This is a genomic window from Micromonospora sp. NPDC049081 (genome assembly GCF_040648835.1).
In the GTDB taxonomy this organism is placed as follows: domain Bacteria; phylum Actinomycetota; class Actinomycetes; order Mycobacteriales; family Micromonosporaceae; genus Micromonospora; species Micromonospora antibiotica.
The window spans coordinates 64,412-90,247 of the sequence record NZ_JBEZEK010000001.1 but is presented as its reverse complement, the minus strand read 5'-3'; the positions used below and the strand labels follow the sequence as shown (position 1 = coordinate 90,247).

Below are 25,836 nucleotides of genomic sequence, written 5' to 3'. Positions count from 1 at the left end.
GGCCCGGTGGGACGGGGGCCGGAAAGTCGGGGCCCGGCCCGGCGGGCGGAATCCGGTGGGGCAGCAGACGGTGCCGCCCACATGGGATCGTGAGCGGGTATCCCTCCCGATCACGATCCCAGGGGGTTGGTGGATGAATCCGGTCGGGGCCGACGCGGTGCCCGAGGGGGCGGCCGGCTGGGTCGGCGGCACCTTCGCCAACCCGGTGCTGGCCGGGTTCCATCCCGATCCGAGCGTCTGCCGGGTCGGCGACGACTACTACCTGGCGTGTTCCAGCTTCGAGTACTTCCCCGGGGTGCCGCTGTTCCACAGCCGGGACCTGGTGCACTGGGAGCAGATCGGCAACGTGCTGGACCGGCCGGGCCAGCTCACCCTGCCGGTGACGATGCCGTCGTCGGCCGGGGTGTACGCGCCGACGCTACGCCACCACGACGGCCGGTTCTGGCTGATCGTCACCAACTGCGCCGACGGTGGTGGCACGCTGATCTGCACCGCCACCGACCCGGCCGGTCCGTGGTCGGACCCGGTCCGCGCCCCCGGAGTGGACGGCATCGACCCCGACCTGGCCTGGGACGACGACGGCACCTGCTGGTGCACCTACGCGGGGATCGCGCAGGTGCGCCTCGACCCGGCGACGGGCCACACCGTCGGCCCGCCCCGGCAGCTGTGGTCCGGTGCGCCGGGCGCGCAGGCCCCGGAGGCGCCGCACCTGTACCGCATCGGTGACCACTGGTACCTGCTGATCGCCGAGGGCGGCACCGAGCGCGGGCACGCTGTCTCGATCGCCCGCGCGGGCACGCCCGACGGCCCGTTCGAGCCGGGCCCGGCCAACCCGATCCTCACCCACCGGGGCACCCACCGGCCGATCCAGAACACCGGCCACGCCGACCTGGTCGAGGGGCCCGACGGGTCGTGGTGGCTGGTGCTGCTCGGGGTCCGCCCCGGCGGCGGCACCCCCGGCTGGCACGTGCTCGGGCGGGAGACGTTCCTGGCCCCGGTGACCTGGGTGGACGGCTGGCCGGTGGTCGGCGCGGTCACGCCGGAGATGGCCGCGCCGCCGTGGGCCGCGTACCCCGTCGCGCCGCCGCCCGTCCGCGACGACTTCGACGCCGACCGGCTGCATCCCCGGTGGGTCTCGGTGCGGTCCCGGCCGGCCGACGTGTGGTCGTTGACCGAACGGCCCGGCTGGCTCACGCTGCGGGCCCGGGGCGCGTCGCCGGACGCACCGGACGTCACGTTCGTCGGCCGCCGCCAGCAGCACCCGTCCTGCCGGGTCCGCACCGTGGTCGACCCGGCCGACGGGCACGGTGGTCTGGTGGTGCGCCTCGACGAGCGCCACCACTACGACATCGAGGTGGGCGGCGGCGAGGTACGGGTCGTCGCGCGGATCGGGTCGGTGCGGTCGACGCTCGCCACCCGCCCGGTCGGGGCCGGCCCGGTCCGGCTGCGGATCGAGGTGCTCGCCCCGTCGCCCGGCGACTGGCACCCCGCCAAGGAACCCGACCTGCTCCGGCTCGGCGTCGAGCACCCGGACGGGGCCTTCGACGTGCTGGCCGAACTCGACGGCAGGTACCTGTCCACCGAGGTCGCCGGCGGTTTCACCGGCCGGGTCATCGGCATGTACGCCGCCCGGGGCGACGTCGCCTTCGACTGGTTCGACTACGAGCCGTGCTAGCCGCCCACGCCGGGCGTGCGCCGGGCCGCCGGTGCCGGGCGGACCGGGTTATCCTGGTCCGGTCGACCAGGCAGGGCACGGTTCGACCAGGCAGCTAACAGTTCGACCAGGGCAGGGAGCAGATCGTGGCAGGTGACGACGACATCTCCGGGTGAACACCCGGCTGCGGTGACCGACGGCGGATGACCGCCCCGTCGCGTCGCTCCTGTCGTCCTGCCCTGTTCACCCCGGGCAGCGCCCGCGCGCCCGGATCACCTGTCTCCGAGGTTCACCATGTCCGACACTCACGTCGTCTGCTCCCACCTGTCCTTCTCCTGGCCGGATGACACCCCGGTCGTCGAGGACCTGTCGTTCTCCGTTCCCGCCGGCCGCACCGGTCTGGTCGCGGCGAACGGCGCCGGCAAGTCCACCCTGCTGCGGCTCATCGTCGGCGAGCTGCGTCCCACCACGGGCAGCGTCACCGTCGAGGGGGTGCTGGGCTACCTGCCGCAGCACCTGCCCTTCGCGACGCGGCAGACCGTCGCCGAGGTGCTCGGGGTCGACCGCGTCGTCGCCGCGCTGCACGCCATCGAGTCCGGCGACGCCGCCGAGGAGCACTTCGCCACCGTCGGCGATGACTGGGACGTCGAGGACCGCATCCGGGTCGCCCTCGACCGGCTCGGCCTGACCGGGGTGACGCTGGACCGCCGGCTCGGCACCCTCAGCGGCGGCGAGGTGGTCTCCCTCGGCCTCGCCGCCGAACTGCTCAAACGGCCCGACGTGCTGCTGCTCGACGAGCCCACCAACAACCTCGACCGGCCGGCGCGGGAACGACTGCTCGCCGTGCTGCGGTCCTGGCCGGGCACGCTGCTCGTGGTCAGCCACGACCGTGCGCTGCTGGACGAGATGGACCGCATCGCCGCCCTCGACCACGGCGGGATCCGCCTTTTCGGCGGCAACTTCACCCACTACGAGCAGGTGGTACGGGCCGAGCGGGAGGTCGCCGAGCGGCAGGTGCGTCAGGCCGAGCAGGACGTGAAGCGGCAGCGGCGGGAACTCCAGCAGGCCCGCGAGCGGGCGGCCCGCCGGGCCTCGACCGCCGCCCGGAACCTGTCCGACGCGGGGCTGCCCCGGATCGTCGCCGGCAACCTCAAGCGGGACGCGCAGGTGTCGGCGGGCCGGGCCGACGACGTGCACACCGCCCGGGTCGCCGACGCCCAGGCCCGGCTGGACCAGGCCGGCGAGGCGGCCCGTCGCGACGACCAGCTCGTCCTGGACCTGCCCGACACCACGGTGCCCGCCGGTCGTACCGTCTTCGCCGGCCACGGGATGCGGGCCGGCTACGCGGGCCGGTCGGTCTTCGCCGGTGACGGGGTCGACCTGACCATCCGGGGTCCCGAACGGATCGCCCTGACGGGGCCCAACGGTGCGGGCAAGTCGACGCTGCTGCGGCTGGTCGGCGGCCGGCAGGAGCCGGAGGCGGGCACCGTCGCGCGGGCGTCGGGGCGGGTGGCGTACCTGTCGCAGCGCCTCGACCTGCTCGATCCGACCCGGACGGTCGCGGAGAACCTCGCCGGGTTCGCCCCGGCGCGGACCGGGGCGGAGCGGCTGAACCTGCTGGCCCGCTTCCTGTTCCGGGGTGCCCGCGTCCACCTGCCGGCGGGGGTGCTCTCCGGCGGTGAGCTGCTGCGCGCCACCCTGGCCTGCCTGCTCAACGCCTCACCGGCACCGCACCTGCTGCTGCTCGACGAGCCCACCAACAACCTGGACCTGGTCAGCGTGGCCCAGTTGGAGAGCGCGCTGCTGGCGTACCGGGGGGCGTTCGTGGTGGTCAGTCACGACGACCGGTTCCTGGCCGGGATCGGCGTGGATCGCTGGCTCCGGCTGGCCGACGGCCGGCTCACCGAGGCCGGGCTGCCGGAGTGATCCGGCCCGGCCGTCCGACGCCGGGGGCCGTCGTGACGGGGCAGAGGTAGACGTTCGTCCATGGTAGAAAGAGGACGCACGCTGCTGCTACGGGGAGGTAACCGTGCGTCACTTTGTCATGCGAACAGATCGCCGTCGTCCGGGCCGATGGTCGCTGGCCGTCGGGATGGTGGCCGCCTGCGTGGCGGCGACCCTGGCCGGCCCGCCCGCCGCCCAGGCCGGGCCGGGCTGTCCGGCGGGAGCGGTCATGAACGTGGTCGCCCACCAGGACGACGACCTGCTCTTCCTCAGCCCGGACCTGCTGCACGACGTACAGGCCGGCCGCTGCGTCCGGACGGTCTTCGTCACGGCGGGCGACGCCGGCCGGGACAGCACCTACTGGGGCGGCCGGGAGACCGGGGCCAAGGTGGCGTACGCCCAGATGGCCGGGGTCGCCAACACCTGGACCCAGGCGGACGCCGGCATCAGCGGGCATCCGATCCCGGTCTTCACCCTCACCGGCAGGCCCACCGTCTCGCTGGTCTTCCTCCGGCTCCCGGACGGCTATCCCGGCGGCACCGGGCACCCGAACACCGGTTCGCAGAGCCTGCAGAAGCTCTGGCTCAACGGCATCTCCACGATCACGTCGCTGGGCGTCGGCGCGTCCAGCTACAGCCGGGCCGCCCTGATCAGCACCCTGGCCGGGCTGATGGCCTCCTACCAGCCGACCGCCGTCAACACCCAGGACCACGTCGGCGGGTTCGGCGACGGTGACCACAGCGACCACCACGGCGCGGCCTACTTCGCCCAGGCCGCCGAGCAGGCGTACGTCGGGTCGCCCACGTTCACCGGCTACCACGATTACAAGATCAAGAACTATCCGGTGAACCTGGGATCGACCGACGTCGCCGGCAAGTCCGCGGCCTTCTTCGCCTACGGCCAGTACGACGACGGAGCCTGCACCAGCCTGCCCACCTGTGCCGGCTACGACTACCCGGCCTTCCTCCAGCGGCAGTACAAGGTCCTCGGCCCCAACCTGGCCCGCACGGCGACCGTCACCGCGACCAGCCAGGACACCGGCAGCGGGCAGACGGCGGCCAAGGCCGTCGACGGGGTGATCGCCGGCTGGCCCGACGACCCGACCCGGGAGTGGGCCACCGTCTTCGGCGGGGTCGGCACCCAGCTCACCCTGAGCTGGTCGGGCCCGCGCACCATCCGCCGGGTCGTCCTCTACGACCGGCCCAACCCCAACGACCAGATCACCGGCGGCACCCTGCTGTTCAGCGACGGCACCTCCACGGCCGTCGGCGCCCTGGACAACGGCGGCGGCCCGACCGAGGTCATCCTCCCGGCGGCGAAGACGGTGACCAGCGTCACGCTCACCGTCACCGGGGTCGGCGGCGGCACCGTCAACGCCGGCCTCGCCGAGATCGAGGTGTTCGGCAACGCCGGCCCCTGAGCGGGCGGCCGGGGCCTGGTCCGGTGGTCGCACACCCCACCACCGGACCGGGCCCCGGCCGCGCCGGTCAGAATTCGTCGTCGAAGGTGACGCTGCCGCTGACCCCCACCTGGTACGCCGACACCCGGCGCTCGAAGAAGTTCGACAGCTCCTGCACGTCCTGTAGCTCCATGAACGCGAACGGGTTCTGCGCGCCGTAGCGCGGCGCGATGCCGAGCTGGGTGAGCCGCCGGTCGGCGACATGCTCCAGGTAGGCCCGCATGTCCGTGAGCGACAGCCCCGACACGCCCTGGTCGAGCAGGTCCTCGGCGAACTGCACCTCGCACTCGACGGCCTCGGCGAGCATCTCGGTGACCTGACGTTCCAGGTCGGCGTCGAACAGGTCCGGCTCCTCCCGCCGGGCGGTCTCCACCACGTCGAAGGCGAACGCCATGTGCATCGACTCGTCGCGGAACACCCAGTTGGTGCCCGACGCCAACCCGTTGAGCAGGCCCCGGGACCGCAGGAAGTAGACGTAGGCGAACGCGCCGTAGAAGAACAGCCCCTCGATGCAGGCGGCGAAGCAGATCAGGTTGAGTAGGAACGCCCGCCGGTCCGCCCGGGTACGCAGCTCCCGCAGCTCGAAGACCGAGTCGATCCAGCGGAAGCAGAACTCGGCCTTGCGCCGGATCGACGGGATGTTCTCGATCGCGGCGAACGCGGCGAACCGCTCCTGCTCGTCGGGGACGTACGTGTCGAGCAGGTTCAGGTAGAACTGCACGTGCACGGCTTCCTCGAACAGCTGCCGGGACAGGTAGAGCCGGCCTTCGGGAGAGTTGACGTGCTGGTAGAGGTTGAGCACCAGGTTGTTGGCGACGATCGTGTCACCGGTGGCGAAGAACGCCACCAACCGGGACACCAGGTGCCGCTCGGCCGGTGACAGCCGCTCCAGATCGGCCAGGTCGCCGTGCAGGTCGACCTCCTCCACCGTCCAGGTGTTGCGGATGGCGTCCTTGAACCGGTCGAAGAAGTGCGGGTAGCGCATCGGCCGCAGGGTGAGGTCCATGCCGGGGTCGAGCAGCAGCTGCCGCCCGGCGGTGCGGGGTTCGTCGACGGTGGTCACTGGCACGCCTCGCAGCTCTCGGGGTTCTCCAGGGAACAGGCCAACGCCTCGGCATCGGCCGTGACGACCGGGGCGACGGTGACGGTGGCCTGCTGGATCCGGGTCGCCGGACGCGACCGCAGGTAGTAGGTGGTCTTCAGCCCGGACTTCCAGGCGTGCAGGTACATCGAGGACAACTTGCCGATGGTCGGCGCGCTGAGGAACAGGTTCAGCGACTGCGACTGGTCGATGTACGGCGCCCGCGCGGCGGCCAGGTCGATCAGCGCCCGCTGCGGCAGCTCCCACGCGGTCCGGAACAACTCCCGCACCTCGACGGACAGGTCGACGATGCCCTGCACCGAACCCTCGGCCCGCTTGATCTGGTCGCGGATCTCCGCCGTCCACAGGCCGCGGGCCTTCAGCTCGCGTACCAGATAGGTGTTGATCTGGAGGAACTCCCCGGACATGGTCTCCCGCTTGAACAGGTTGGACACCTGCGGCTCGATGCACTCGTAGCAGCCGGCGATCGACGCGATCGTGGCGGTCGGGGCGATCGCCACCAGCAGCGAGTTGCGCAGGCCGTGCGCCGCGATCCGGGTGCGCAGCGCCGCCCACCGCGCGGTCTGGGTGGGTTCGACCCCCCACAGGTCCGGGTGCAGGTCACCCCGGGCCGCCCGGGTCTGCGGGTACGCCGGGTGCGCGCCGAACCGTTCGGCCAGGCCGGCCGACGTCTCCAGGGCGGTCAGGAAGATCTCCTCCTGGACCCGGGTGGACAGCTCCCGGGCCCCGGCCGAGTCGAACGGCAGGCGCAGCGCGAACAACGCGTCCTGCAAACCCATCAGCCCCAGCCCGACCGGGCGCCAGCGCGGGTTCGACGCCGCCGCCTGCTCGGCCGGGTAGTAGTTGATGTCGATCACCCGGTCCAGGAACACCACCGCCGTCCGGACCGTGGCGCGCAGCTTCTCCCAGTCGACGCCGTCGTCGGTGAGGTGCGCGCCGAGGTTGACCGACCCCAGGTTGCACACCGCCGTCTCGGTGTCGCTGTTGACCTCCAGGATCTCGGTGCACAGGTTGGACAGGTGGATCGTGTTGCCCGGCACGCCGGTCTGGTTGGACAGCCGGTTCGACGGGTCCTTGAACGTCATCCACCCGTTGCCGGTCTGCGCCAGGGTGCGCATCATCCGCCCGTACAGGTCCCGGGCCTTCACCGTGCGGACCGCCTTCTTCTCCGCGACCCGGTACGCGGCGTCGAACTCCTCGCCGTACAGGTCGGGCAGCTCCGGGGCGTCCGACGGGTCGATCAGCGACCAGTCGCCGTCGGCCTCGACCCGGCGCATGAACTCGTCGGGGATCCAGTTGGCCAGGTTGAGATTGTGGGTACGCCGGGCCTCCTCACCGGTGTTGTCCCGCAGCTCCAGGAACTCCTCGATGTCCGGGTGCCAGGGTTCCAGGTAGACGCAGGCGGCACCCTTGCGCCGGCCGCCCTGGTTGACCGCCGCCACCCCGGCGTCGAGGGTCTTGAGGAACGGCACGATCCCGTTGGACCGGCCGTTGGTGCCCCGGATCAGCGCGCCCCGGCCCCGCACCCGCGACCAGGAGATGCCGATGCCGCCGGAGAACTTCGACAGCTTCGCCACCTGGTGGTAGCGCTCGTAGATCGAGTCCAGCTCGTCGCGCGGCGAGTCGACCAGGAAACACGACGACATCTGGGTGTGCCGGGTGCCGGAGTTGAACAACGTCGGGGAGCTCGGCAGGTAGGCAAGCGACGACATCAGCCGGTAGAACCCGACCGCCTCGTCGGGCGTGGTGGACAGCCCGCAGGCCACCCGCAGCAGCCAGAACTGCGGGGTCTCCACCACCAGCCGCGACTGCGGGTGCCGCAGCAGGTAGCGGTCGGCCACCGTCCGCAGCCCGAAATACTCGAACCGCAGGTCACCGGCCGGGTCGACGGCGTCGTCGAGCTGCCGGGCGTGCCGGGCCACGAACGCGGCGGTGTCGTCGGCGATCAGGCCGAGGCCGTGGGCGTACCGGATGGACTCGCTGAAGCAGGTCACCTCCTGCCCGCGGACCTCCTCGTCCACGTAGGCGGCCAGCAGCCGGGCCGCCAGCCGGGAGTACTGCGGTTCCGTGCCGATCAGCTCCGCCGCCGTCTGGATCGACAGCTTGTCCAGCTCGGCGGTGGTCGCCCCGTCGTAGAGGCCGCTGATCGTCCTGGTGGCCACCCGCAGCGGATCGACCTCGTCCAGGTCGGTGGCCCACCGCGCGACCGCCGTGACGATCCGGTTGACGTCGACCGGCTCGGTGTCGCCGTCGCGCTTGCGTACCCGCATCGCCGGCCGGCGTGACTCCGCGCCGTCGACCTCGGACGGTGGGCGTTCCGCTACGTTCGTCATGACCTCTCCTCGCTGTCACCGATGGTCATCGGACGCGGGAGAACGCCAACGGGCACGGCGCGACGGCCGGCCCGGGTGCTGGCGTCGGTCGTCCCGCGCGACCTCCGACCGCCGCGCGCAGCAGCGCACGGCGCACTGGCAGGTCTTCGGACTCGCGGGCGTGACCGGGGTCGCCGGTCGCCTACTGGCCGTCGCTTCCCAGACCTGGCGGTCCAGTGCTCGATGACGGCGGTCGTTCCCACTTACCGCTGCGGGGCAGTCCCGGATTTCCACCGGGTTCCCTGTTGCCTCGACCGGACCACCGGGCCCGGTCGAACCAGCTGCGTGGCACACCATATATGGCGTGGATGGGGGAGAGGCAACACTAGATGTCGCGTCGGCGTGTCAGATAACTCTCCTCCGACCGGTCGGTGGCCCGCAGTGACGCCAGCAGCCGCAGGGCGTCCGCGTCGGCGCTGCCGGGCTCGGCGGTGAAGACCAGCAGCACCGGGCCGGGGTTGCCGGGCAGCGGGTAGGTGTCCCAGTCCAGGACGATGTCACCGACCCCGGGGACCTGGAAGGTCTTGGTGCCGGTGACCGACCCGCGCACGTCGTGCCGCGACCACAGCCGCCGGAACTCGGCGCTGCGGATGCTCAGCTCACCGACGATCGCGGTGGCCCGGGGATGGGTGGGGTCGGTGGCGACGGCGGCACGCATCATGCCGATGTAGTCCAGCGCCTGCTGCTCCCAGGACGCGCAGCGCCGCACCGGGGACGCCGCCTCGTCGAACATCAGCAGCAGCATGTTGAGCCGGCCCGGCGGGAGGTCCGCCGGATCGCCGAGCAGCGCCACCGCCCACGCGTTCCAGGCGAGCAGGTCCAGGTGGCGGCCGAGCACCACCGCCGGGGTGTCCAGCACCCGCAGCAGCCGGCGGGTGCGCTCCGGCACCCGCTCCGGGCCGTGGTCCACCCGGGCCGGTACCGGCCGGCGGGCGGCGCGGGCCAGGGTGAACAGGTGCCGGCGTTCCTCGTCGTCGAGGGCGAGCGCGGCGGCGAGCGCGTCCAGCACGTGGTCGGACGGGCGGACCTCCCGGCCCTGCTCCATCCGCTGGTAGTAGTCGGTGCTCAACCCGGCCAGCAGCGCCAGCTCCTCGCGGCGCAGCCCGGTGACCCGCCGTCGCCCGCCCGGCTCCAGGCCGACGTCGCGGGGGTGCAGCCGGCCGCGTCGGGCGCGCAGGAAGTCACCGAGTTCGCGGGCGTACGGATGGGTCATGGGGCCAGTGTGACGCGGCCCGGACCGGGGTGGGTAGGACTGCGGGACCTAGGCGACCGGGGACGACCGAGCCCGGCCGGGCGGCCCCTAACGTCGGCGTCCCACCCCGACCGCTCAGGAGCAGCAGATGACCTGGACCGCCGACCACATCCCCGACCAGCACGGCCGTACCGCCGTCGTGACCGGCGCGAACTCGGGCCTCGGCCTGGTCACCGCCACCGCGCTGGCCCACCGTGGTGCGCACGTCGTGCTCGCCGTCCGCGACACCGCCGCCGGCCGGCAGGCCGGCCGGCGCATCGGCGGGAACGTCGAGGTACGTGAGCTTGACCTCGCCTCCCTCGCCTCGGTCCGGGCGTTCGCGGCGGGACTGGCCGCCGCCCATCCGAGGATCGACCTGCTGGTCAACAACGCCGGTGCGGTGCTGCTCGGCCCGCGCCGCACCAGTGTCGACGGCCACGAGCTGCACCTCGCCACCAACCTGCTGGGCCACTTCGCGCTGACCGGTCTGCTGCTGGACAACCTGGCCGCCGCGTGGGCGGCCCGGGTGGTCCACCTCAGCTCGATCACCCACCGCAACGCACACCTGGACTTCGCCGACCTGATGGGCGAGCGCGGCTACCGGGGCGCCGCCGCGTACGGCCGGTCCAAGCTCGCCACCACCGTCTTCGGCGTGGAGCTGGACCGGCGGCTGCGCGCCGCCGGAGCACCGGTGCTCAGCGTGCTGGCCCATCCCGGTGTCACCCGCACCAACCTGACCCCCCGGGCCATGGCCCACCGGGGCCGGCGTGGCCGGGTGGTCGCCTGGCTGGGCCTGCTGGCCACCCAGCCGGTGCAGCGGGGTGCGCTGCCCCAGCTGCGCGCCGCCACCGACCCGGCGGTCCGTGGCGGCCAGTTCTTCGGCCCGGCCCGGCTCTTCCAGACCTGGGGTCCGGTCACCGAGGTGCGGGCCAGCCCGGAGGCCACCGATCCCGCTGTCGGCCGGCGGCTGTGGACGGCGGCCGAGGAACTGACCGGCGTGAGCTATCTCTGACGCAGGGTCGCACTAGCATGGCTGCGGTCGGTGACGGTGGCGGAGACGAGGCGACATGGGATGGCTCGGGCGGGTGCTGGGCGGCGGGGGCCGGCAGGTCCAGGAGGATCCGGTCCGGCAGGCGGCGCTGTCGGCCGAGGTGCGGCAGCGGTACGGCACCCACGTGGCCGTCGCGCCGGCCGACCAGGTGGCGGGGATCGTCGGCCTGCTCGACGACGGTGACGGCCTGGCGGTGGCGGCCAGGATCGTCGGCGAGTTCGCCGACGCGGCCCACGCGGACCTGTCGGCCCAGACGGCGGAGCTGTACCGGCGCACCGGTCACCGGTTCCCGGTGGACCGGCGCAACTACCGGCCACTGTGGCGGGCGGCCGGTGGCCGGCTGCACTGGCCGCTGTTCGCGCTGCCGGGCGGCCTGCACCCGTACGTGCACGTCGCCGCCGCCGCCACGGTCGTCGGGACGAGGGCGACGCAGTTCGTCCGGGCGACCGACCCGCATCCGCTGCTCGCCCGCCTGTTCGAGGTGCTCGACCTCACCACCTGCGGCTGGGAGTACGGCCGGGTCCGGGTGGACCACGACGGGGCGTCACTGGTCGGCCGGCTGATCTCCACCACCCGGGACGTCCGGGCGGCGATGAAGGAACCCCCGCCGCTGCCGCCGTCGGTGCGGGAACTCATGCGCACCAACCGGGCGGTCGACGTCTTCGACCTCACCGGCGACCGGGTCGTCGGCACGATCAACGTGGGTGGTGAGCTGCGCCCGGCGCTGTTGACCTGACGCCGTCGGGTCGACCTGCGGGGCCGGCCTGCCCGGGGTGGACGCGGTTGCCGTCCACCCCGGGCTGCCGGGTCCCGTCACACCTGCGCACCGCTCGAATCGTCGAGGGGCACGCCGTGCCGGGCCGGGCCGGCAGCCCCGGTCAGGCCACGCGGTGCGGGGCGAGCCCGTTGGCGCAGTCGTCGATGGTGACGGTCTGCGAGAAGCGCAGCGCGTCCCGGCGGGCCCACCCGTTGATCCCGGTGGAGGTGTTGCGGACGAAGAACCACAGGTCACCGGTCAGCGTGGCGCAGTGGACGTCGATGTTCTGACTCGGGTACCCCTGGCCCTTGGGCTGGCAGTCCTGGTGGGGGTAGGCGCGGATGAAGGTCCCGTCGCCCCAGGAGATCCCGCCGCCGCTGTACAGGTCCGGGTGCTGCCCGTGGCCGTCGCAGTGGGCGCTGGCCGGGCTGGCGGGTATCAGGGCCAGCACCGAGCCGCTCGCGGCGAGGGTCAGCGCGGAGGCGATGGAGAGGAGCCGAGATCGCATGGAAGTCTCCTGTCGATAGGTGACGATCACTGTCCACAGAGGATTTCACGGGTCGGCCGCGCCCGCACGGCGAGCGGTCCGCGCCGGGGCACCGCCGACCCGTGGGACGCCGCCTGCGGTCAGGCGAAGAGCAGGTCCAACTGGTGGTCGAGGACCGCGGTCGCCTGTGCCGGGGTGTACTGCCCGCCGAGCAGGTACACCCCCAGCCCCTCCACCAGCGCCAGCAGCCCGGCCGCGGCGTCCGACGCCGGTGGCCGCGGCAGCAGCCCGGCGATGAACTCCACCAGTTGCGCGGTGTCGGGCCGCAGGCCGGGGGCCGCCGCCGGGTGCAGGGCGGTCCAGGACAGGAACGCCAACGCCACCCGTCCGTCCGCGCGCGCCGCCTCGTCCAACGGCAGCAGCGCCGCAAGCAGGGTGCGCAGCAGCAGCCGGGGCCGCGGGTCCGGCCCGAGCGCCGCGACCGCCGCCTCGACCCGGGCCCGACCCCGGTCCCGGACGACGGACAGCGCGAAGGCCATCATCTCGTCCTTGGTGGTGAAGTAGTGCTGCACCATGCCGGCGGACACCCCCGCCTCGGCGGCCACGTGCCGCAGGCTCACCGCCTCCAGACCCCGGTCGGCGGCGACCCGCATGAGCGCGTCCGCGATCAGCGTGCGGCGCTGCCGGGGATCGACCTTCCTGGGCATCGGGGCCTACCGCGCCGTCGTCACGGTGCCGGCCGCGCCGTCCACGGTGATCACCTGACCGGTGACGATCCGCGAGGTGGCGCCCGGCACGCTGATCACGGCCGGGATGCCGTACTCGCGGGCCACCGTCGGGCCGTGCGCCATGATCGCGCCGGTCTCGGTGACCAGCGCCCCGGCGGTCAGGAACAGCGGCGTCCAGCCCGGGTCGGTGGTGGCGGTCACGAGGATCTCCCCGGGTTCGAGGTACGCGGTGGCCGGGTCGGTGACCACCCGGGCCGGGCCGGTCACCCTACCCGTCGCCGCCCCCACGCCCCGCAGCAGTCCCGCCCCGTCGGTGGGGGCCGGCAGGGTGCTCTCCACATCGGTCCCGTCGGACAGTAGTGCCACCGGCACGACCCGGCGGCGTAGCTCACGCCGGTGGGTCGCCCGGCGTCGGGCGACCAGCCCGGTCAGGTCGGCACCGTCGAGGGCCGCCCCGACCTCGTCGAGGGTGAGGAACATGATGTCGTCCGCCGTCGGGAACAGTGTCGCCCCGATGAGCAGCAACTGCTCGCGTACGGTCCGGAGCCGGTACAGCCCGGCGAACTTGCCGGCCTCCCGCAGTCCGGCCAGCCGTCGTGCCCGCCGCAGCAGGAAGATCGCGATCCGGCCCCGGACCGGGCGACGTCGGCGGACCCGGGCGGCCAACTCGTCGAGCGCGGCCCCGGCTGCTGCGGCGGCCTCGGCGAACCGGCGGTCGGGTGCCTGCGCGGGGTCGGTCAGCCGCAGGTAGTTGGCGACGGCCGCGAAGACCGGGGTGGGGTCTTCGGCCCAACGCGGCACACCGACGTCGGCTTCGGCCGCCGCCCGGTGGCCGTAGCGGGACAGGAACCCGGACAGGCCGATCTCGGGGAGCGCGCCCCGCAGGTACCGGGCCGCCAGTTCGGCCGGTGGCGTGTCGAGGAGCAGGTCGCGGTGCTCGCGGGCGGCGCTGGCCAGCGCCCACAGTGCGAGGTCCATCTCGATGGTCACGTTGTGCGGGACGCCACGCAGCACCGCGTGGACGTCGTCCTCGGTGGCGACCCCCTTGAGCAGGTGGGCGGGCAGGGCCGAGGCGAGCATTCCGGCCACGATCGGCCAGGTGATGTCGTCGGCGACGCCGCCGTCGCCGTCGCCGTGGTCGCGGACGAACCGCAGCCGCTCGTGGGCCGTCCGCAGGTGTGCCGGTGCCACCGACTCGGCCCGCAGCCGGTCGACGGCGGCGACCAGCCGACGCCGTGCCGCGTCCGGTCGCGTCAGCGCCCGCAGGATGCCCCGCAGGGCCCGCAGCGCCGTGCCCGACGAGGCGTCCGCCGCGCGGCGGCGGGAGCCGTCACCGGACGGTGCGAACCGGGGGTCCCGCAGGACGTGCTCCATCACCGCCTGGGCGCGCGGCCCGAAGTCGACGGCCATCAGCCGGACGAGCCGTCGGCGGCTGGCCGGCCGGCGGACCAGGTCGGTCAGGTCGCCGTAGAGCCGTCCGCCGATGTCGACGATCTCCACCCGCATCCCGAGCGAGGCGACCATGGCGGCGATCATCGCGCGGAGCGTGGCCATGCCCATCGGGGTGACCGGTCGCAGCATCCCCTGTACGTTGCCGAACTCGACGTACACCCGCAGGTCGTCGGTCTGCGGCGGCGCCGGGAACAGCGTGCTGACCGGCCGCGACTGGAGCAACCACAGGGTCCCGTCGTGGTCGATGGCCCACTCGACGTCCTGTGGCCCGCCGAAGTGCGCCTGTACCCGCCGGCCGACGGCCCACAGGTCGCCCTGCCACCCGGGCTCCGGCCGCCGCCCGTCGCTACCGGCCGGGTCGGCGAGCACGACGCGCGTCACGTCGGTGCGGCCGTCGACGACCGTCGTGCCCGGCCCGACCTCGACGAGCATCTCGGTGCGGTTGCCGGTGACCGGGTTGGCCGTGTAGAGCACGCCGGCCCGGACCGGGGTGACCATCCGCTGCACCACCACCGCCATGCGCACGTCGGCGGGGTCGGTCCCGCGCGCCTGGCGGTAGGCCGCCGCCCGGCTGCCGTGCAGCGACTCCCAGCAGGTGCCGATCGCCGCCAGCAGGTCCGCCTCGCCCTCGACGTCCAGCACCGTGTCGTGCTGGCCCGCGAAGCTGGCGTCCGGCAGATCCTCGTCGGTCGCGCTCGACCGCACCGCCACCGGGCCGCCGCCCAGCCGCGCGTACGCCGCCCGGACCTCGTCCCGCGGCACCACCCTGGCGCGGTACGCCTCGGTGGTCACGCAGAAACCCTCGGGTACCCGCTCGCCGGCGCGGATCAGCTCGCCGAGACCGGCCGCCTTGCCGCCGACCAGCGGGACCAGGTCGGCGTGTGCCTCCGACAGGGGGATCACCGACACCTGCGCCTCCCTTTTGCAATACGACTGCATTGCAAAGAAGGTACGCGGGTTGCAGTGCAACTGCAATGTAAAAAGCCGGCACCACCCGGAAGACGGTCGTACCCGGAAGGGGCGGACCGGCGGCGGGTTCAGCCCCGCGCCGGGACGACGATCGGCAGCCGGACGGTGAAGGTGCTGCCCTGACCCGGGACGCTCTCGACGCCGATCGTGCCGCCGTGCGCCTCGGCGAGCTTGCGGGCGATCGACAGCCCGAGCCCGCTGCCACCGGTGCTGCGGGTACGGGAGTCGTCGGCCCGCCAGAACCGGTCGAAGATCTTCGCCTGGTCGGCGGGGGCGATGCCGGTGCCGGTGTCGGACACGGCGATGGCGAGCTGGTCGTCGCGTACCTCCAGGCGCACGACGACCGACCCACCCGCCGGGGTGTGCCGCACCGCGTTGGCGACGATGTTGCCGACGATCTGGCGCAGCCGGGCCCCGTCGACGGCCATCTCCAGGTCCGCGCCCACCGAGGTGCCCAGCCGGACCCCGGCCGCCTCGGCCGCGCCCCGGTGCGCCTCGACGACCTGCTCCAGCAGGTCGGCCACGAAGTACGGCTCGCGGTGGATACGCAGGTCACCGGCGTCGGCGGCGGCCAGGTCACGCAGGTCGTCGATGATGTGCTGCAGCAGCAGCGCCTCGTCGAGCAGCAGGGTGAGCAGCTGCGTGTCGAGCTGCGCCAGACCGTCCTGCGCGGCCTCCAACCAGCTGCGCATGTTGGTCAACGGCGTCCGCAACTCGTGCGCCACGTCGCTGACCATGCTCCGGCGCAACGCCTCGGTCTGCTCCCGCCGGGCGGCGAGATCGTTGAGCGCGGTGGCCAGCATGCCGATCTCGTCACGGGTGGTCACCGGCACCCGGGCCGGTTCGTCCATCGGCTGCCGGGTCGCGTCGGTGAGCGCCCGCAACGGCCGGACCAGCCGCCGCCCGACCAGCACGGTGATCAGCACGGTGGCCACCAGCACCGCCCCGGTCACCTGGGCGATGCGGACCACGTTGGCCCGGGACAGGTTGAACACCGGCTCGGAGCCGCCCTGCGCCTCGTCGGTGACGAACAGCAACGCCGGTGGCGCCACGTACGCCCGGAGCTGGGTCGTCCGGGCCTGCTGCAGGCAGCCGGCGACCTGCTGGTCGAAGCGGGCGTCGCGGCTCGGTGCCGCGGTCCGGTCGGCGCGGATGTCGACCCGGGTCGGTGCCCCCAGCTCCCTGAGGCAGGTCTTGGTCAGGGTCTCCAACTGGGCGATCCCGGCGGCCTCGCTCGGCATCGGGCGGGTCAGCTCGTCGGGCAGGCAGAACCCGACGATGCCCCGGTCCCTCGGGTCGCTCACCTGCACCGAGGCGCGGCCGGCCGGATCCACCACGACCCGCGCGTCGGCCCTGGACTCGGCGCGCACGCAGCCCAGTTGCCGCTCGGCCAGCTCCCGGATGTTGTTGCTCTCCCGCTTGGTCAGCCGGTACGGCCCGACCGCGCGCGGATCGACCCGTTCGGTCCCGCCGGTCAGCCCCAGGTCGACCTGCAGCGGGTCGACGGTCGCGGACGGCCGGGCGGTCTGCAACGACGGGCCGTCCGGCGCGGAGTCGGCGATCACCTGCCGGTCCGGGGTCATCAGGGTGATCCGCCGTTCGAGCCGGTCGGCCCGCTCGGCGAGGACCGCGTCGACCCCGGTCCAGTCCCGGTGGGTCGCCGCGTGGTCCAGCAGCGTGTCGTAGATGCTCTTGTCGTCGGCGAGCGAACGCCCCTGCTCCTGCTGGATCGCCCGGGTGGTCGACTGCACGGCCAGCCAGGTCGTCGCCAGGATCGCGCAGACCGCCACCAGCAGCGAGGTGGCCAGCAGCCGCACCACCAGGCTGCGGTGCAGAGGGACCCGCTGCTGCCCGGTCACGACGTGCCGGCGCTGAGCTTGTAGCCGACGCCGTAGACGGTCAGCAGCTGCTGCGGCCGGCGCGGATTCGACTCGATCTTGCGGCGCAGGTTCATCACGTGGACGTCGATGGTGCGTCCGGTCGACTCCCGGTCGACGCCCCGGGTGTGTTCGAGCAGTTGCACCCGGCTGAACACCCGGCCGGGCTGCCGGATCATCGCGGCGAGGATGGCGAACTCACCGGCGGTGCAGTCGACGGTGGTGTCCCCGGCGGTGACCAGGCGTCGGGACTCGTCGACGGTGAGCCGCCCGAGCCGGTGCACCGGTGACTCCTGGGGCGTCGTGCGCACCCGCCGCAGCAGGGTACGCACCCGGGCCACCAGCTCACGCGGGCTGTACGGCTTGGTCATGTAGTCGTCGGCGCCCAGGTCCAGCCCGCGCAGCAGGTCGTCCTCGGCGGACCGCGCGGTCAGCATCAGCACCGGCACGTCCGACTCCTGCCGCAGGATCCGGCAGACCTGCATGCCGTCCAGTTTCGGCAGCATCACGTCGAGCAGGAGAAGGTCGAACGCCTGCTCCCGGGCCTGACGCAGCGCCGTCTCACCGTCGGCCACCACCGTGGCCCGGTGACCCGCTGCGGTGAGGTAGCGGCGCAGCGCCTCGGCCTGCCGCGGATCGTCCTCCGCGAGCATCACGTGTGCGCACATGCTGGGGAATATAGAGCAGGTCAGGGGCGACGCGGATCCAGCGGAAGGCGGTGACACCGGGCACCTCTCGGTCCGTGCGCAGTTCGTCGGGCGGGTGACGGGGAGATCCGACGTTCGTGAGAAAAAGGTCATGCCCCGCCTTGACCGGTTCCTGACAAACCGGTGGCACCATCGCCGGCGGACGACCGTCGGCGGCGTCGCCCGGGGATGGGCGACGCCGCCGGCCGGGGCGGCTACTTCCGCTTCGCGGCGACCTCACGCTCACACGCCGGGGAGTACTTCAACCCATTGGAGATCGACTCGGAGTCGTTGTTCTTGCCACCGAAGGCCCAGCCCGTGCCGTCGGCACCCACCTCGACATACCGGACGCCCTTGTCCTTGAGGCACTTCACCACGTCCCGGGCGAAGTCCTTCGCCTCCGGGTTGGCCGGGTCGAACTCCCACGGCGGCAGCGGCATCAGGTGCTCACACGCCTTGTTGGCCTCATCGGTCCCGTCCGCGCCGGTGCCGTCGCTGCGCCGCCTGGTGATGTCGACGCCATGCTCGGTCAGGCACTTCGTATACGGTTTGAGGCGTTCCTTCGTGTCCTCCGGGGTGTCGTCGAGGCGTTCCCGTGGCCGCTCGTCCTGCGGCGTCGTCGCCGACGCGGCGGGGGTGGGCGTGCCGGTCTGGAGGGTGGCCACCTCCGCCCCGCCGGTGCTGCTGGCGGCGGGTGGGGCCTCCTCGGCGGTCGAGCACCCGCCGACCAGCAGTACGGCGCCGCACAACGCAGCCATAAGTTGCTTCCTCATCGTCACGCCTCCGGTCAGCTCTACGGCGATCTCGCCGGGGCCCAGCATCACCGTCGACTGTCAGGAAGCTGTTTGCCGCGACGGGCCTGCCCCACGGGTGTCGTACCGGTGGGGGAGACTGCCGGGCATGACGGAACGGGACGATCCGAAGGCGGCACTGCGGCACTACCTCCAGACCACCCGCGACGACCTGGTGTGGAAGCTGGAAGGGCTCGACGAACGCGAGGCCCGGCTGCCCCGCACCGCCACCGGCAACAACCTGCTGGGCCTGCTCAAGCACTGCCTGAACGTCGAGGCCGGCTACTTCGGCCCCACCTTCGGCCGGGAGTTTCCGTCGCCCGGCGAACTGCTCCCCCTGGCGGCGTACGACGAGGACCCGCAGGCGGACTGGTACGCGCGGGCGGACGAGACAAAGGACGGCCTGATCGACCTGTACCGCCGGGTGGCCGAGTTCGCCGACCAGACGATCGCCGAGTTGCCGCTCGACGCGCCGGGGCGGGTGCCGTGGTGGCGGCCGGGGCACCAGGACGTGACCCTGCACCAGATCATCATCCACGTGACCTGCGATCTCGCCCGGCACGCCGGCCACGCCGACATCCTGCGCGAGCAGCACGACGCGACGGTCGGCTGGCGACGGGACAGCCCGCAGGTCATCGACGACCAGGAGTGGCCGGCGTACGTCGCCAAGCTGACCGCGCTCGCTGACCGGTTCGCCTGACCCGCCGACCGGTCCACCCCGGGGAGGGGGCGGTCCGGCCTGCCCGTCATCCCGTGGCGGCGAGCGTCGCCGGGCGGGCCGCCGCGACCGGGTTGGGCCGCCGCCTGATCAGCCACTCGGTGACGAGCAGGTTGAGCGTCCAGGCCGCCCCCATGAGCAGCGCCCGGGACAGCTCGGTGGTCGGCCCCACCGCCAGCGCCCAGGTCGACAGCAGCACCGCCTGTGTCCCCGCACCCTGCGCGATCGCGTAACCCCGCATCATCCAGGCCCGGTGCTGGGACAGCCGTCGCCGTCGGACGGCCACGAAACCGGCGGCGACGGCGACGAACATGCCGGCGGCGAACAGGTACCGCAGCACCATGAGCAGCGGGCCGTCGCCCGGCGGCAGCGGATAGGTGGCGTTCATCCACCATCCGGACGCGGCCACCACCAGCCCACAGCCGACCAGCGCCCGGCCCGCCCGGCGGTGCCAGGCCCGGTGGCGGTCCCGGAACCCCGGCGCGAACTGGAACGCCCCCAGCAGGCTGAACGTGACGGCGGCGACGATGTGCAGCAGCACCGGGACCGGCGCGGCGAAGAAGCGTTCGTTGGCGGGGGTCATCTCGGCCGCACCGGCGAGCGATGCCACCCGCAGCGCGCTGCCGAGGGTGGGGGCCGCGCTGAGCACGATGAGCCCGGTGAGGAGGGGCCAGTCCCGTCGTCGCGTCGTCATGACCCGAGCATGGCGACCGGGGCCGGCCGGCTCATCGGTCCGCGGGCCGCCGTCGGACCGGCCGATGGTCGGGGTCGTGGGCCGTACTTTCGGCGGCGTCCACCCTCGACCGTCCCGCCGGGGCCACGCCGCCGTCGGGGATCGGCTCAGCCGCCGCGCAGCCGGCCGGTCTCGTACGCCCACATCGCGACCTCGACCCGGTTACGGGCCCCCAGCTTCGCCATCAGGCTGGCGACGTGCGTCTTGACCGTGCTCAGCGTGATGTGCAGCTCGGCGGAGATCTCGGTGTTGGTGCGTCCCCGGGCCACCGCGCCCAGCACCTGCTCCTCCCGGTCGGTGAGCCGGTCGACCGGCTGGCGGGGCGGGGTGGCCGGGCCGGCGTCGGCGAACGCCCGGAGCAGCCGGGTGGTGACCTGCGGCGCGATCAGCGCGTCCCCGGCGGCCGCCGCGTGGACGGCCTGGGTGAGCAGGGCCGGGCCGCAGTCCTTGAGCAGGAAGCCCCGGGCCCCGGCGCGCAGCGCGGCGTAGACGTACTCGTCCAGGTCGAACGTCGTGATGACCACCACCGCCATCGGGTCCGCGACCCCCGGACCGGCCAGCAGCCGGGTCGCCTCGATCCCGTCCACGCCGGGCATCCGGATGTCGAACAGGCACACGTCGGGGCGCAGCCGCCGGGCCAGCTCGACCGCCCGCTGTCCGGTGGCCGCCTCGCCGACCACCTCGACGTCGGGCTGCGCGGCGAGGATCATCGCCAGCCCGGTCCGGACGATCTCCTGGTCGTCGGCCACGAGCACCCGTACCCGGGTCCCGCCGTTCACGCCACGGCCCGGGGCAGCGCGGCGGTGACCGTCCACCCGTGGTCCCGGTCGGGGCCGGCGTCGAGCGAGCCGCCGAGCAGGTGGGCCCGTTCCCGCATCCCGACCAGCCCGTAGCCGTCGCGTCCGGGTGCCGGCGGGCCGACGCCGTCGTCGTAGACCCGCAGCCGCACCGTGTCCTCGTCGGCCACCACCCGGACGGTGATCCGGGTCGCGTCCCGGGCGTGCCGGCGGGCGTTGGTGACCGACTCCCGGGCCAGCCGGCAGATCGTGGCCGCCACCGGGGCCGGCAGGCCGTCCAGGTCGCCGACCAGGTCCACCTCGACGGCCGGACCGTCACCGGTCCGGTTCGCCAACTGCCGCAGGTCGGCGATGCGGGGGCTCGGCTCCCGGTCGGCCGGCTCGTCGCGGCGCAGGGCCCGCACCAGGGTGCGCATCTCGGTCAGGGCCTGGCTCGCCTCCGTCTCGATCAGCCGTAACGCGTCGGCGGCGGCCGAGGGTCGGGTCTCCAGCAGGGCGAGCCCGGCCTGGGCCCGGACGGCTATCGCGGACACGTGGTGGGCGACGGTGTCGTGCAGGTCGCGGGCCAGCCGTTCCCGCTCGCGCAGCGTCACCTGCTCGACCTCCCGCCGTCGGGCCCGGTCCCGCCAGCGCAGCGCGGCCCCGACCGCGAGCGCCGCCGCGACCACCCCGGCCCCGCCCAGGGCGTCGTCCGGGCCGAGGTGGCCGACCACGGTCGACCAGGTGATCTTCGTGGCGACGAGGATCGCACCGAATCCGGCCTCCCGCCCCGACCCCCAGCGGGTCAGCGCGAACACCGCCAGCAGCAGGTAGGCAAGCGTGTGCAGGCCGAGGTCGCCACCGACGACGACCTCGCCCACGGCGCAGACCGGGAAGGCGACGAGCGTCACGAGCAGCGGCCGGCTCCGCCGCCACAGCAGGACCGGGGCGAGACCGGCACCGATCAGGACCGGCACGGCCGCCGGCTGCGGCAGGGTGCCCCACCGGGCGAGCCCCTCCACCAGCGCCGCCGTCGCGAGCAGGGCGACCAGCGCACCGTCGTGCCACCCGTGCGGCGCAGGGCGTGCCGGGCGGGGCTCACGCCACCAGGATCGCAGCAGCTCGCGCACGGGGAAATCGTACGGGCGGCGGGCATCTGTCCGGTGCCCCGGCGGCGCGGGTGGGCAGCGTCGTCGGGGTGCCCCTCCCGGGGTCAGCCGGCCGGCAGCAACCGGGCGAGCGCGTTGCGGACGGCGACACCCGGGCGGCTCCTCGGGACCAGCACCGACGCCACGAGGCCGGTGGACCGCCCGCGACGGTCGGTGCGGCGTCGGTGCTCGGCCTCGTAGCGGCGCAGGGCGGCGGCGGGTTTGTTCCCGGCGAGGGCGGCGGCCAGGGTACGGGCCCCGGCGATGGCCAGGCTCGACCCGTCGCCGAACAACGACACCGAGGCCGCCGCGTCGCCGAGCAGGGTCACCCGCCCGCTGGACCAGCACGGCAGCACCACCCGGGTGACCGCGTCGAAGTAGAGGTCGTCCGCCTGCCGGGCCCGGGCCAGCAACTCGGGGATCCGCCAGCCACGTTCCCGGGCGTACGCGTCGGTGAGGATCTGCCGGTGCCGGGCCGCGTCGGTGTGGTCGAAGTCGACGACGGCGGGGTGCCGGAAGATGAAGGCGACCCCGGCCTCGCCCCGGACCGGGTGGATCGCGACGAGCCGGCCCGGTGTGTTGTGCAGCAGGACGTCGTGGGGGTGCTCCGGTGCCTCGCCGAGCAGTGTGGTGGCCACGTAGAGGCCGAGGTGGCGGACGACGTCGCGCTCCGGCCCGAAGGCGAGCCGGCGGACCGTGGAGTGTAGTCCGTCCGCGCCGACGACCAGGTCGAACCGGCGGGGCGGGCCGGTGGCGAAGGTGACGTCCACCCCGTCGGGGTCCTGGTCGAGTCGGGTGACGGTGTCGTCGTACCGGAACTCGGCGTCGTCGCGGGCCGCGTCGTGCAGGATGCGGGCGAGGTCGGCGCGGGGCACCTCGATCTCGGCCGTGCCGGCCGGGCTGCGGGTGGCGGGCATCGCGATGCGGCGACCGGGCCGGCCAGCCGGGTCGACGATCCGCAGCCCGGTGGCGTGCGTGGCCGCCGCCCGCAGGGCATCCACCACGCCCATCTGTTCGACCACCGGCAGGGCCGGTCCGCGGACGTCGACCGGGTTGCCGCTGGAGCGCTGCCCGGCGGCGCGCTCGACCACCGTGGGCCGCCACCCCGCGCGGGCCAGCCAGTAGGCGAGGGTCGGGCCGGCCACGCCGGCTCCGGAGATGAGTACGGTACGCATGACCCGAACTTTTCCGCACTCAGTGCAGAAATGCAATGAGTGCGGATTTGCGTTCGGTGCGCTAAGGTGTGCCGATGTCCCTCCGCGACCGCAAGCGGGCCCGCACCCGGCAGGCGCTTGTCGACGCCGCCGTCGACCTGTTCGGACGCCAGGGCTACGAGGCGACCACGATCGCCGAGATCGCCGCCGCCGCCGACATCGGCACCCGCACCTTCTTCAGTTACTTCCCGAGCAAGGAGGATCTGCTCTTCCCGGAGGCCGACCGTCGGGTGCGCGTCGCGGTCGACGCCATCGCCGGCCGGTCGCCGGACGAGGAACCGGCCGAGGTGCTGTTGCGTGCCCTGCGGCAGGCGAACGACGAGAGCGGGGACATGACCGGTCCTCTCGCCGCACTGCGGATCCGGCTGACCATGGAGGTGCCCGCCGTCCGGGGTCGGTCCCTGCAACTGCAGTGGGAGAGTCAACGCGAGATCGCCCGGCACCTCGCCGCCGCCTATCCCGACCGCCTCGACGAGGTCAGCGCCGCCGCCCTGGTCGGCGCGTTCGTCGGCGCGGCCACCGCCGCCCTGACCACGCTCCTGGAGGACCCGCGCCGGCGCGCCGACCCGGCCGCGATCCGCGCGTCCCTCCAGCAGGCCACCGAGGTCGCCCTGCGCCCGTGGATGCCCCGGCCCTGAGCCGCGCCCCACCCACCCGGGGCCGGTCCGTCGGCGGTGCCGTGATCCGCGCGGGGCCGACCGTGTCGGCGGATCCGGGTACGGTTTCCGGTGCCCGGCCGGCACGCCCGCCGGCGGCACGTCGCCGGCCGACCGGCGGTCGACCGTGGAGGGAGCGAGCGTGACGCAGCGCAGAGCACTGGTGGTACGCGGCGGCTGGGAGGGACACCAGCCGGTCCGGGCGACGGAGCTGTTCCTGCCGTTCCTTGAGGACAACGGCTACTCCGTACGCATCGAGGAGTCCACCGCGGTCTATGCCGACGCCGACGCGATGGCCGGCACCGACCTCGTCGTGCAGTGCATGACGATGGCCGAGATCACCGCCGACCAGGTGGCCGGCCTGCGCGCGGCGGTCGTCGCCGGGACGGGCCTGACCGGCTGGCACGGCGGCATCGTGGACGCGTTCCGCGCCTCGTCGGACTACCTGCACCTGGTGGGCGGCCAGTTCGCGACCCACCCCGGGCGGGAGCCCTGCGAGCGGCAGGGCGGGGAGCAGGACAACTTCCTGCCGCACACGGTGACGGTCACCGACCTCGGCCGGGAGCATCCGATCACCGCCGGGATCGCCGACTTCGAGCTGGTCACCGAGCAGTACTGGGTGCTGCACGACGACCTGGTCGACGTCCTCGCCACCACCGTCCACCCCACCCGGGACTGGCACCCCTGGCACCGGCCGGTCACCTCGCCGGCGATCTGGACCCGGCGCTGGGGCGCCGGCCGGGTCGTCGTGACGACCCCCGGGCACAGCCTCGACGTGCTGGAGCACCCGTCCGTGCGGACCGTCATCGAGAGGGGCATGCTGTGGGCGACCCGCACCGCGTCGGCGTCGTAGGGCTCGGGGTCATCTCCCGCGCCTATCTGGACACCCTGGCCCACCACCCCGAGCTGCGCATCGTCGCGGTGGCCGACCTCGACGCCGACCGGTCGGCCGCGGCCGCCGCGGCCCTCCCCGACGCCGAGGCGATGAGCGTCGCGCGCCTGCTCGACCACCCCGACGTGCAGACGGTGCTCAACCTCACCATCCCCGCCGCCCACGTGGAGGTCTCGCTCGCCGCGATCGACGCCGGCAGGCACGTGTACGTCGAGAAACCGCTCGCCGTGGAGCTACCGCAGGGCCGCACGGTCCTCGACCGGGCCGCCTCGGCCGGGGTGCGGGTGGGCTGCGCGCCCGACACCGTCCTGGGCACCGGCACCCAGACGGCCCGCGCGGCGATCGACGACGGGCTGATCGGGCGTCCGCTGGCCGCCTCGGCCGTCATGGTCACCCCCGGGCACGAGCGGTGGCACCCCCACCCCGACTTCTACTACGCCCCGGGTGGCGGCCCGTTGCTGGACATGGGCCCCTACTACCTGTCGGCGCTGATCCACCTGCTCGGCCCGGTGCGCGCGGTGACCGGGGCGGCCAGCCGGCTGCGCCCGGAACGGGTCATCGGCAACGGCCCGCGCCTCGGCCAGCGCGTCCCCGTCCTGGTGGACACCCACGTGTCGGGCGTGCTCGAACACGACAGCGGGGTGCTGTCCACCATCACCACCAGTTTCGAGGGGGTGACCACGACGGCCGCGCCGATCGAGGTGCACGGGGAGACCGGCACCCTCGCCGTGCCCGACCCGAACTACTTCGACGGCGAGGTCCGGCTGTGCCCGCTCGGCGGCGACGGCTGGCAGGCGCTCGCCCCGTCGGCGGGTTACCAGGCCGGTGCCCGGGGCCTGGGGCTGATCGACGCGGTCCGCGCCGACGCCACCCGGGCCCCCCGGGCGGGCGGTGACCTGGCGTTGCACGTCCTCGACACGATGACCGGGCTGCTGCGGTCGGCGGCCGAGGGCCGGCGGATCGCACTGGGCACGACGGTGCGGCGACCCCACCCCGTGCCGCTCACCTCGGCCGAGGACTGGCAGGGCCGTGCGGGGACGACAGGACGCGGCGCGGGCTCCCGCTGACCCGCACCGCCCGACCCACCTCCACCGTCCGGGTGTCCGATCTGGACGAAAGGTCAATTCCATGTGCGTCGG

General features: G+C 73.7%; 22 protein-coding genes and 1 riboswitch. Of the genes, 9 read left to right on the top strand and 13 right to left on the bottom strand.

Annotated elements, in window-relative coordinates; all coding sequences use genetic code 11:
• Positions 1–133: 133 nt before the first annotated feature.
• The 3 genes from AB0B63_RS00260 (at position 134) to AB0B63_RS00250 (ending at position 5,018) form a co-directional block, all read left to right on the top strand.
• The gene (locus AB0B63_RS00260) at positions 134–1,675 is read left to right on the top strand and encodes a glycoside hydrolase family 43 protein (protein WP_357013190.1); all 1,542 of its coding nucleotides are present in this window, start codon (positions 134–136) and stop codon (positions 1,673–1,675) included.
• Positions 1,676–1,948: 273 nt separating this feature from the next.
• Entirely contained in the window at positions 1,949–3,580 is a 1,632-nt protein-coding gene (locus AB0B63_RS00255; RefSeq protein WP_357013187.1) for an ABC-F family ATP-binding cassette domain-containing protein, read from the top strand.
• Positions 3,581–3,698: 118 nt separating this feature from the next.
• Positions 3,699–5,018: a PIG-L family deacetylase gene (locus tag AB0B63_RS00250; protein WP_357013184.1), complete on the top strand. Its 1,320-nt coding sequence runs from the start codon at positions 3,699–3,701 to the stop codon at positions 5,016–5,018.
• Positions 5,019–5,085: 67 nt separating this feature from the next.
• Here the strand turns inward: AB0B63_RS00250 and AB0B63_RS00245 are convergent, their stop codons facing one another.
• The 3 genes from AB0B63_RS00245 to AB0B63_RS00235 all read right to left on the bottom strand — a co-directional run bounded on the left by AB0B63_RS00245 (position 5,086) and on the right by AB0B63_RS00235 (position 9,744).
• Complete coding sequence (locus AB0B63_RS00245; RefSeq protein ID WP_357014346.1) at positions 5,086–6,063, bottom strand: ribonucleotide-diphosphate reductase subunit beta; 978 nt, start codon at positions 6,061–6,063, stop codon at positions 5,086–5,088.
• Between the two features lie 53 nt (positions 6,064–6,116).
• On the bottom strand, positions 6,117–8,492 hold the full coding sequence (locus AB0B63_RS00240) for a ribonucleoside-diphosphate reductase subunit alpha (protein ID WP_357013181.1): 2,376 nt from the start codon (positions 8,490–8,492) through the stop codon (positions 6,117–6,119).
• A gap of 119 nt (positions 8,493–8,611) precedes the next feature.
• A riboswitch (cobalamin riboswitch) is annotated at positions 8,612–8,828 on the bottom strand.
• Between the two features lie 28 nt (positions 8,829–8,856).
• Positions 8,857–9,744: a helix-turn-helix transcriptional regulator gene (locus tag AB0B63_RS00235; protein WP_357013178.1), complete on the bottom strand. Its 888-nt coding sequence runs from the start codon at positions 9,742–9,744 to the stop codon at positions 8,857–8,859.
• Positions 9,745–9,871: 127 nt separating this feature from the next.
• Here AB0B63_RS00235 and AB0B63_RS00230 point away from each other — a divergent pair, with 127 nt between their 5' ends.
• Positions 9,872–10,774, top strand: a complete 903-nt coding sequence (locus tag AB0B63_RS00230) for an oxidoreductase (protein ID WP_357013176.1) — start codon at positions 9,872–9,874, stop codon at positions 10,772–10,774.
• Positions 10,775–10,829: 55 nt separating this feature from the next.
• On the top strand, positions 10,830–11,549 hold the full coding sequence (locus AB0B63_RS00225; RefSeq protein WP_219463225.1) for a hypothetical protein: 720 nt from the start codon (positions 10,830–10,832) through the stop codon (positions 11,547–11,549).
• A 142-nt stretch (positions 11,550–11,691) separates the two neighbouring features.
• On the opposite strand, the gene AB0B63_RS00220 is transcribed toward AB0B63_RS00225, so the two are convergent.
• From AB0B63_RS00220 to AB0B63_RS00195, 6 genes are all read right to left on the bottom strand, one after another.
• Positions 11,692–12,078, bottom strand: a complete 387-nt coding sequence (locus AB0B63_RS00220; protein ID WP_208567516.1) for a hypothetical protein — start codon at positions 12,076–12,078, stop codon at positions 11,692–11,694.
• A 119-nt stretch (positions 12,079–12,197) separates the two neighbouring features.
• Positions 12,198–12,764 (bottom strand): TetR/AcrR family transcriptional regulator, encoded by a 567-nt coding sequence (locus AB0B63_RS00215; RefSeq protein ID WP_208567515.1) that lies wholly within the window; start codon positions 12,762–12,764, stop codon positions 12,198–12,200.
• 6 nt (positions 12,765–12,770) lie between these two features.
• Positions 12,771–15,146, bottom strand: coding sequence for a PEP/pyruvate-binding domain-containing protein (locus tag AB0B63_RS00210; RefSeq protein ID WP_357013171.1), 2,376 nt, complete (start codon positions 15,144–15,146; stop codon positions 12,771–12,773).
• Between the two features lie 128 nt (positions 15,147–15,274).
• Positions 15,275–17,065, bottom strand: coding sequence for a HAMP domain-containing sensor histidine kinase (locus AB0B63_RS00205; protein WP_357013169.1), 1,791 nt, complete (start codon positions 17,063–17,065; stop codon positions 15,275–15,277).
• Complete coding sequence (locus AB0B63_RS00200) at positions 17,062–17,751, bottom strand: response regulator transcription factor (RefSeq protein ID WP_208567513.1); 690 nt, start codon at positions 17,749–17,751, stop codon at positions 17,062–17,064. The genes AB0B63_RS00205 and AB0B63_RS00200 overlap by 4 nt, the downstream gene beginning before the upstream one ends.
• A 233-nt stretch (positions 17,752–17,984) precedes the next feature.
• Positions 17,985–18,542 (bottom strand): hypothetical protein, encoded by a 558-nt coding sequence (locus AB0B63_RS00195; protein WP_357013166.1) that lies wholly within the window; start codon positions 18,540–18,542, stop codon positions 17,985–17,987.
• Between the two features lie 127 nt (positions 18,543–18,669).
• Here AB0B63_RS00195 and AB0B63_RS00190 point away from each other — a divergent pair, with 127 nt between their 5' ends.
• Positions 18,670–19,260, top strand: coding sequence for a DinB family protein (locus AB0B63_RS00190; protein WP_357013163.1), 591 nt, complete (start codon positions 18,670–18,672; stop codon positions 19,258–19,260).
• Between the two features lie 46 nt (positions 19,261–19,306).
• Here the strand turns inward: AB0B63_RS00190 and AB0B63_RS00185 are convergent, their stop codons facing one another.
• The 4 genes from AB0B63_RS00185 to AB0B63_RS00170 all read right to left on the bottom strand — a co-directional run bounded on the left by AB0B63_RS00185 (position 19,307) and on the right by AB0B63_RS00170 (position 23,110).
• Entirely contained in the window at positions 19,307–19,972 is a 666-nt protein-coding gene (locus AB0B63_RS00185; RefSeq protein ID WP_357013161.1) for a DUF2306 domain-containing protein, read from the bottom strand.
• 146 nt (positions 19,973–20,118) lie between these two features.
• Positions 20,119–20,790 carry a response regulator transcription factor gene (locus AB0B63_RS00180; protein WP_357013159.1) on the bottom strand — a complete coding sequence of 224 codons (672 nt, stop codon included), beginning with the start codon at positions 20,788–20,790 and terminating at the stop codon, positions 20,119–20,121.
• The gene (locus AB0B63_RS00175; RefSeq protein WP_357013157.1) at positions 20,787–21,917 is read right to left on the bottom strand and encodes a sensor histidine kinase; all 1,131 of its coding nucleotides are present in this window, start codon (positions 21,915–21,917) and stop codon (positions 20,787–20,789) included. Before AB0B63_RS00175 ends, AB0B63_RS00180 begins: the two co-directional genes overlap by 4 nt.
• Before the next feature lie 83 nt (positions 21,918–22,000).
• Positions 22,001–23,110 (bottom strand): FAD-dependent monooxygenase, encoded by a 1,110-nt coding sequence (locus tag AB0B63_RS00170; RefSeq protein ID WP_357013155.1) that lies wholly within the window; start codon positions 23,108–23,110, stop codon positions 22,001–22,003.
• Between the two features lie 74 nt (positions 23,111–23,184).
• Here AB0B63_RS00170 and AB0B63_RS00165 point away from each other — a divergent pair, with 74 nt between their 5' ends.
• The 3 genes from AB0B63_RS00165 (at position 23,185) to AB0B63_RS00155 (ending at position 25,764) form a co-directional block, all read left to right on the top strand.
• Entirely contained in the window at positions 23,185–23,787 is a 603-nt protein-coding gene (locus tag AB0B63_RS00165) for a TetR family transcriptional regulator (protein ID WP_357013153.1), read from the top strand.
• Between the two features lie 160 nt (positions 23,788–23,947).
• Positions 23,948–24,658, top strand: coding sequence for a ThuA domain-containing protein (locus tag AB0B63_RS00160; protein ID WP_357013150.1), 711 nt, complete (start codon positions 23,948–23,950; stop codon positions 24,656–24,658).
• Entirely contained in the window at positions 24,628–25,764 is a 1,137-nt protein-coding gene (locus tag AB0B63_RS00155; protein WP_357013147.1) for a Gfo/Idh/MocA family oxidoreductase, read from the top strand. Before AB0B63_RS00160 ends, AB0B63_RS00155 begins: the two co-directional genes overlap by 31 nt.
• Positions 25,765–25,836 lie beyond the last annotated feature (72 nt).

Bases quoted from the DNA above. Each gene is read 5' to 3' on its own strand.
- AB0B63_RS00260 (WP_357013190.1), top strand. From the start codon at position 134: ATGAATCCGGTCGGGGCCGACGCGGTGCCCGAGGGGGCGGCCGGCTGG.
- AB0B63_RS00255 (WP_357013187.1), top strand. From the start codon at position 1,949: ATGTCCGACACTCACGTCGTCTGCTCCCACCTGTCCTTCTCCTGGCCG.
- AB0B63_RS00250 (WP_357013184.1), top strand. From the start codon at position 3,699: ATGCGAACAGATCGCCGTCGTCCGGGCCGATGGTCGCTGGCCGTCGGG.
- AB0B63_RS00245 (WP_357014346.1), bottom strand. From the start codon at position 6,063: ATGGACCTCACCCTGCGGCCGATGCGCTACCCGCACTTCTTCGACCGG.
- AB0B63_RS00240 (WP_357013181.1), bottom strand. From the start codon at position 8,492: ATGACGAACGTAGCGGAACGCCCACCGTCCGAGGTCGACGGCGCGGAG.
- AB0B63_RS00235 (WP_357013178.1), bottom strand. From the start codon at position 9,744: ATGACCCATCCGTACGCCCGCGAACTCGGTGACTTCCTGCGCGCCCGA.
- AB0B63_RS00230 (WP_357013176.1), top strand. From the start codon at position 9,872: ATGACCTGGACCGCCGACCACATCCCCGACCAGCACGGCCGTACCGCC.
- AB0B63_RS00225 (WP_219463225.1), top strand. From the start codon at position 10,830: ATGGGATGGCTCGGGCGGGTGCTGGGCGGCGGGGGCCGGCAGGTCCAG.
- AB0B63_RS00220 (WP_208567516.1), bottom strand. From the start codon at position 12,078: ATGCGATCTCGGCTCCTCTCCATCGCCTCCGCGCTGACCCTCGCCGCG.
- AB0B63_RS00215 (WP_208567515.1), bottom strand. From the start codon at position 12,764: ATGCCCAGGAAGGTCGATCCCCGGCAGCGCCGCACGCTGATCGCGGAC.
- AB0B63_RS00200 (WP_208567513.1), bottom strand. From the start codon at position 17,751: ATGTGCGCACACGTGATGCTCGCGGAGGACGATCCGCGGCAGGCCGAG.
- AB0B63_RS00195 (WP_357013166.1), bottom strand. From the start codon at position 18,542: ATGAGGAAGCAACTTATGGCTGCGTTGTGCGGCGCCGTACTGCTGGTC.
- AB0B63_RS00190 (WP_357013163.1), top strand. From the start codon at position 18,670: ATGACGGAACGGGACGATCCGAAGGCGGCACTGCGGCACTACCTCCAG.
- AB0B63_RS00185 (WP_357013161.1), bottom strand. From the start codon at position 19,972: ATGACGACGCGACGACGGGACTGGCCCCTCCTCACCGGGCTCATCGTG.
- AB0B63_RS00170 (WP_357013155.1), bottom strand. From the start codon at position 23,110: ATGCGTACCGTACTCATCTCCGGAGCCGGCGTGGCCGGCCCGACCCTC.
- AB0B63_RS00165 (WP_357013153.1), top strand. From the start codon at position 23,185: ATGTCCCTCCGCGACCGCAAGCGGGCCCGCACCCGGCAGGCGCTTGTC.